General features: G+C 61.3%; 5 protein-coding genes. 4 read left to right on the top strand and 1 reads right to left on the bottom strand.

The genetic code is table 11. The features are described from left to right. Positions 1-413 precede the first annotated feature (413 nt). The gene (locus ACPXB3_RS22170; RefSeq protein WP_425729778.1) at positions 414-866 is read right to left on the bottom strand and encodes a PIN domain-containing protein; all 453 of its coding nucleotides are present in this window, start codon (positions 864-866) and stop codon (positions 414-416) included. 87 nt (positions 867-953) lie between these two features. Between ACPXB3_RS22170 and ACPXB3_RS22165 the strand changes: the two genes are divergently transcribed. The 4 genes from ACPXB3_RS22165 to ACPXB3_RS22150 all read left to right on the top strand — a co-directional run bounded on the left by ACPXB3_RS22165 (position 954) and on the right by ACPXB3_RS22150 (position 5,720). Continuing rightward, positions 954-1,310, top strand: a complete 357-nt coding sequence (locus ACPXB3_RS22165) for a type VII secretion target (protein WP_425705781.1) — start codon at positions 954-956, stop codon at positions 1,308-1,310. Positions 1,311-1,415: 105 nt separating this feature from the next. Further along, entirely contained in the window at positions 1,416-3,710 is a 2,295-nt protein-coding gene (locus ACPXB3_RS22160) for a hypothetical protein (RefSeq protein WP_425729776.1), read from the top strand. An 859-nt stretch (positions 3,711-4,569) separates the two neighbouring features. Next, on the top strand, positions 4,570-5,058 hold the full coding sequence (locus ACPXB3_RS22155; protein ID WP_425705779.1) for a hypothetical protein: 489 nt from the start codon (positions 4,570-4,572) through the stop codon (positions 5,056-5,058). A gap of 203 nt (positions 5,059-5,261) precedes the next feature. Continuing rightward, positions 5,262-5,720: a hypothetical protein gene (locus ACPXB3_RS22150; protein WP_425705778.1), complete on the top strand. Its 459-nt coding sequence runs from the start codon at positions 5,262-5,264 to the stop codon at positions 5,718-5,720. The last annotated feature ends 28 nt before the right edge of the window (positions 5,721-5,748 follow it).

Below are 5,748 nucleotides of genomic sequence, written 5' to 3'. Positions count from 1 at the left end.
GCTTGCGGCCCGGTCATGTCCGGGCTGGTGCGGAGTTCGGTGAGCTGGTCGACAATACCGGCCAGAATTGCTGCGGTATAAGTGATTTCAGCGGTGCTTTCGACAGTTGCGTCGGCGATCAAAATGCCCCCTTGGTGATCGATTCGATGTCTCCAATCTACGCGAACCCACCGACAAGATCCCGCGCTCCTGACTGGAGCTGTTCATCGAATGCCATTTGTGGACAACATCTTCCGCAGTTCCGATGGGCGCTCGATTCTGTCGGTATGGCGTGGTAACGAGCGACCGGACCCGTGGCTGAAGTGAGATCGACGACCGGCACGACACATCCGCCGTCGCATGTGAATCGCAGCGGGCGCAAGCGTCTCGCCGGCCGCTCGCCCTCGACCATCGCCATCTCTGCGGGCATGAGCTCAGCCGACCGCTCGTCGAGCTTGAAGCACGGGATCCACCACATCGAGGCCCAAGTTCTCGGCCACCACCTTCATCGTCATGTCATGGCTCGCCACCGCGACGGATTCCCCGATCAGAAGTGCCGTCGTCAGGTGCAGGGCGTCCAGCGTCTTGATGTGCCTCTCGATCGACTCCGCGACGGTGCGGACCTCCCGGGTGATGTCGACATGCCCGACACAGCCGAGCAACGCTGCGCCGTCACGCACCGGCCTGCTATCCCGGCGCAGCACGCTTGTCACCTCAGTGTGCAGCAGACGCGACGACACGCACGTCAATTCTGTGCTGCTCATCCACGTTTGTAGGGCCGCTCGCTCGGGCACGTCGAGAATGGTCCGGAGCGCGACGGAAGAGTCCAGGTAAACGGTCCCCACCGACCTCCGCCTCCATTCTCCCGGCGGTGTCAACCCGCGCATCTAGTAATGTCTCCGCCAGATAGTTTCAGCGACTAACGGCATTTCGGACATTTCGGGTACGGATGCCGCAAACGTATGGGGGACCCGATGGCACCACCGCAGTCCGCGCAACGGCTTCACGTCAACCCTGCCCACCTGCACAATGCGGGCAAGGCACTGGCATCCTGCGCACAGAGCATCGCCGGTAGCGAAATCCCGGACTTCGCCCACGCATCGGGGTCGTTGTCGCAGATGCGAACCGGCCAAGCGCTGTCCGGTGTGACCAGCGCCCTACACGCCGCCATCGGCGTGCTGGGCGGTCGGTATACGGAACTGTCAGATCTCCTACACAACTCGGCGTCGGCTTTTGTGAACCAAGACAACGCCGACTCGCGGAGTATGCGTCTCGCTGCCAACGAGTTGCTCTCCGTCGGAGATCTCAATCAACCGCTCGTCCGGCGATGACACCGGCCGCTCACTGACGAAGAAGACCTCAGCGACAGAAGACAAACGAGCAAAAACTTGTCTTACGTACCGAAATCAGCGGTATACGGCTCGAATGCCCACCCCATGGTCGACACCGCAAACGCGGGCATCCCGCCCCTGCAATCCAGCGTGGATCGGCAGGCCACGAGCATGCATTCGACGATCTGTGGACTCGATTGGCAGGGACAGTCCGCGTCGGCTGCGTTCACCCGCGCCGATCGCGAACTCACCGAACAACGCCGCTTTGAAAACGATGGCTTACGCAGTCTTCTCAACGCCGCCGGCCACATGGGAGAGGCCTTGGCCGAACAAATCGACACCCTCAAAACACAGGGACACGCACTGGAAGGTGACGACTTCCGGGTGGACGAGGACTGGTCGGTCCATGAGACGCTGAATTTCGCGGATGCCGAGCGGACCGCGTCAGAGGCCGATGACACGGCGTTGCTGCACGCACTCACGGCCATGGCGTCACAACGCGCGCAACGAGCAGCCAACGCGACCGCGTGCCTCCAAAGCCTCGCGACGACGCTCTTCACCACCGACAACGACACCGCAAATGCCATCAAGTCGGCCATGGAAGCGATCACAACCCTCGCTCCGGCGAGTGCGGGACTCAACGCCGAGATGGCCGACCGCGATCTGTCGAACGGCCACCTCGGGCCGCAGGCGATCTCTGACCTGCAAGCAGCCCTGCACCTGACGCCCCAGCAACTCGAGGCGATCAAGAACGGGCAAGATGTCGATATCCCACAGGGTCAATACGACTATCTGCAGCGTCTGATGCGGAAAATGGATGGCAGGTCGCTCACCGATCTCAATTCGGAAATCGACAAGCAGCTGGGCCCTCGTGGTGGCCAGTACAAGTCTCTCCTGGGAGACGCGTTCGAAGTGATGAGTGGATCACATACTCACACAGTCGCGGGCGGACGGGGAGGGATGCAGCAGCTCCCAACTGAGCTTCGAGGCATGCTCACCGACGGATACCCATTCGAAAACCAGCAGGGAAGTTACGGTGTACTCCAGGTCAAACATCTCGGGGACTGGCAGGTGCTGAATTCGTTTCTGCAGAACGGCAATCCCGCGCTACGCGCCGGCACCGACCTCGACCGCGGGCTCCTCAGACAGGCGTCCATAATCGGCGGCACCATCACTCATGGTGGCGGCAAGGAACAGTGGAACACTGATGTCCCGGACTATGACGAGGTCCAGGGAGTATTGAGCAATATGCTGCACAACGCCGCACCCGACCACGAGGCGGTGGCAGATTTCTTGACCGGACGCGACATGGCAGGTGTCGACCCGAACTACAAAGAACACACAGGTCAACAGGCCTTCCTGAGTCTGGTGACTCACCACTGGGACAACCACGCCGGCGGTCTCGACGATGTGCTCAACGGGATCGGGCAGGGAGCCCATGCAGGCGGCTTCCAAGGAACACTCGGAGCCGAGTCGGCCGATGTCGTCGCACATGTACTCGGCGACCCGGCAAACAGCGCAAGGCTTCTCGGCAGCACCCCCATGGGCGAATACAACCCTGAAGTCGCCCAGACGCTCACCAAGAACCTGATCCCCTACCTCGGCAACCTGGGCGGCGTAGAGACTCCGGGTATCGACGCCCACGCCCTGCACGCGTTCAACACGACGGACGAGTTCACCAACATGATCAAGGTTCTCGACACCGACCCCGTCTCCGCCCGAGCCATCAACATCGCCGGTGCAGCCTGGACCAATCACCTGGCATACGAGTACGGACTCCACGGCGACGAGTCGTACGCACGAGCGGCCGGAGTGTTCAACCACGTCTTCGACGACGCGAACACCCAAGAGGCTGCGGCAATAGTCCATGGAAACGAAGTGATGGCCGCCATGAAGGAAGAAGACCGACAGCGGGAATGGGACACGGTCCAGGCAATTCTGGGCACCGGATTTGCCGGCGTACCCTCCTATCACGGTGTCGGGCTGTTGCAGGCAATGAACATCCTCGCGCCGGCCGGAAAGGCTGAACTGCTGGATCCCTCAAGCGTCTCGAATTATGACGACCAGTGGTCACGGGGGATCAAAGACGCCAACTGGCAGTATGACAGTCTAGCTGGGCCGGACGCAAGGGCAGCAGCCATCGTCCAGGGCTATGCAGACACACACCCGGAGTTCGTTCAACAGAACTCCCCATACTTCAATGGAGGCCGCCTCGATATAGATGCTGTCAACAGCGATTCCGGCACCTTCAGAGACCTGTACAAGGTTGTTCGGCAGCAGTACGACAATGGCTTCAATGACTCGAACGAAGGCTTCCCAGCAGGAAGAGATTCGACAAATCATCGAATTATTCCATTTATCGATGGCGACACTCCCGACCCCCGAAGGCCACCACACTGATGCGCCGAACCACCCTAATACTAACGATCTGCTTCCTGGCGGGCTGTCTAACGCTGGCGGCCTGCACTAGCACGACCAAGATGCCGCCCAAGCCCGCGCCGACCTCGACATATACGCCCCCCTGGTTCCTTCACTTCACCACCTACTGGATACCCACTCCCGCGCTCGATCTCATGAGCCCCGACGCCACCTTTATCCGCGCGGTAAGCGACTCGAACGATATCGCAATGGAATCTGGATCACAGGGCGCACGAGCCGCATACCCGGGCTTCGTCCATGCCAGCGAGCTCCATAGCCCACCACCGCACGTAGGAGGCGGCACCGACGATCCCAAGCATCCGGAGCCACTCAGCAGGGGCACACTTTTCATTGGCGCTTTCCACAGAGACGGGAATATTGGGACTGCGACAATTTGCCATCCCGGCCTCGACTGGACTAGCGAAGTCCTCACTTACCGGCGCGTTGGGTCTCCACCACCGGCCAACCAGCACGGCCCACACTGGTACCCCATCCACAACGTCTTCGGCGACTGGCAAGTCCTCAACGACACCGTTCCCCACTCCGATCAGCCACCCAGCCTCGCGGTACGCCAATGCGCAGCCGCTCACATCGCCAAGCCAAACAACCCACCCAACAGCCCCGGCTGGTCCTGGGAACCCGACCCCGGCGCATGACACACCAAACACGCCGAGCGCGAACTTTTCTCACGGCATCAGCGCTCACGATGCTGATACTCGCGCTCGCCGCATGCACAACACCCAGCACGCCACCAGCTCCGCCGCGCTCCCCGTCGGTATACGCACCACCATGGTTTCTGCACATCACTATGTATTGGGTTCCCACCCCCGCACTGGATCTCATGAGCCCCGACGCCACTTTCATCCGAGCCGTGTCTGAATCCGACGGAATAGCTTGGCTCAGCGCAGCCCACGCCGCAGTGGCATATCCCGGCTACGTTCACGCCAGGGAACTGCATCCCCTGAAATTCGAAGCTAGAAAGGATCCCAACTTAGCCCGTCCGCTGGCTCAAAGCTCGCATTTCATCGGCGCCTTCCATAGTGACGGAAATACAGCGACAGCCACGATTTGCGAAACGGGTCCCGGCTGGAGCGGCGAAGTCCTCACCTACCGGCGCACCGGGGCCCCGCCGCCGCCCAACCAGCACGGCCCACACTGGTACCCCATCCACAACGTCTTCGGCGACTGGCAAGTCCTCAACGACACCGATCCCGATTTCGACCAGCCACCCAGCCTCGCGGTACGCCAATGCGCCGCCGCGCACATCCCCGAACAAACCAACGCACCCAACAGCCCCGGCTGGTCCTGGAATCCGAACCCCGGCGCATGACACATCAAACACGCCGAGCGCGAACACTTCTCACAGCATCAACACTCACGATGCTGCTACTCGCGCTCGCCGCATGCACAACACCCAACACCACGCCAACTCCCTCGGTCTACGCGCCTCCATGGTTTCTCCATCTAACAACATACTGGATACCCACTATCGCTATTGATCTCACGAGCCCTGACGCAACGTTCATACGAGCCGTGTACGAATCAGAGTCGATCGCTCAGCTCAGCTCAGCGCACGCCGCAGCCGGCTATCCTGGGTACGCACACGCCACCGAATTGCACCCACCGGCCTTCGGACTGGGCGAAGACCCTACTCACGCCTACCAGCCAAGCCGCGACTCGGCATTCATTGCCTCGTTCCATATTCAAGGTACGGTTGCCAGCGCCACGATCTGCCAACCAGGCCCCAACTGGAGCGGCGACGTCCTCACCTACCGGCGCACCGGAACCCCGCCCCCGGCCAACCAACACGGCCCGCACTGGTATCCGATCCACAACGTCTTCGGCGACTGGCAGGTGCTTGACGACCTCCATCCCGACCCCAACCAGCCACCCAGTATCGCCGTACGCCAATGCGCATCCGCCCGCATCCCCGAACAAACCAACCCACCCAACAGCCCCGGCTGGTCCTGGAATCCGAACCCCGGCGCATGACACACCAAACACGCCGAGCGCGAACACT

It is taken from the genome of Gordonia sp. DT219, assembly GCF_049847065.1.
GTDB lineage: Bacteria > Actinomycetota > Actinomycetes > Mycobacteriales > Mycobacteriaceae > Gordonia.
Note: the sequence above shows the minus strand (reverse complement) of the source record. Positions and strands in the feature narration are given on the sequence as shown.

Coding starts and splice junctions, on each gene's coding strand:
- ACPXB3_RS22170 (WP_425729778.1), bottom strand. CDS start 866: ATGCGCGGGTTGACACCGCCGGGAGAATGGAGGCGGAGGTCGGTGGGG.
- ACPXB3_RS22165 (WP_425705781.1), top strand. CDS start 954: ATGGCACCACCGCAGTCCGCGCAACGGCTTCACGTCAACCCTGCCCAC.
- ACPXB3_RS22160 (WP_425729776.1), top strand. CDS start 1,416: ATGGTCGACACCGCAAACGCGGGCATCCCGCCCCTGCAATCCAGCGTG.
- ACPXB3_RS22155 (WP_425705779.1), top strand. CDS start 4,570: ATGAGCCCCGACGCCACTTTCATCCGAGCCGTGTCTGAATCCGACGGA.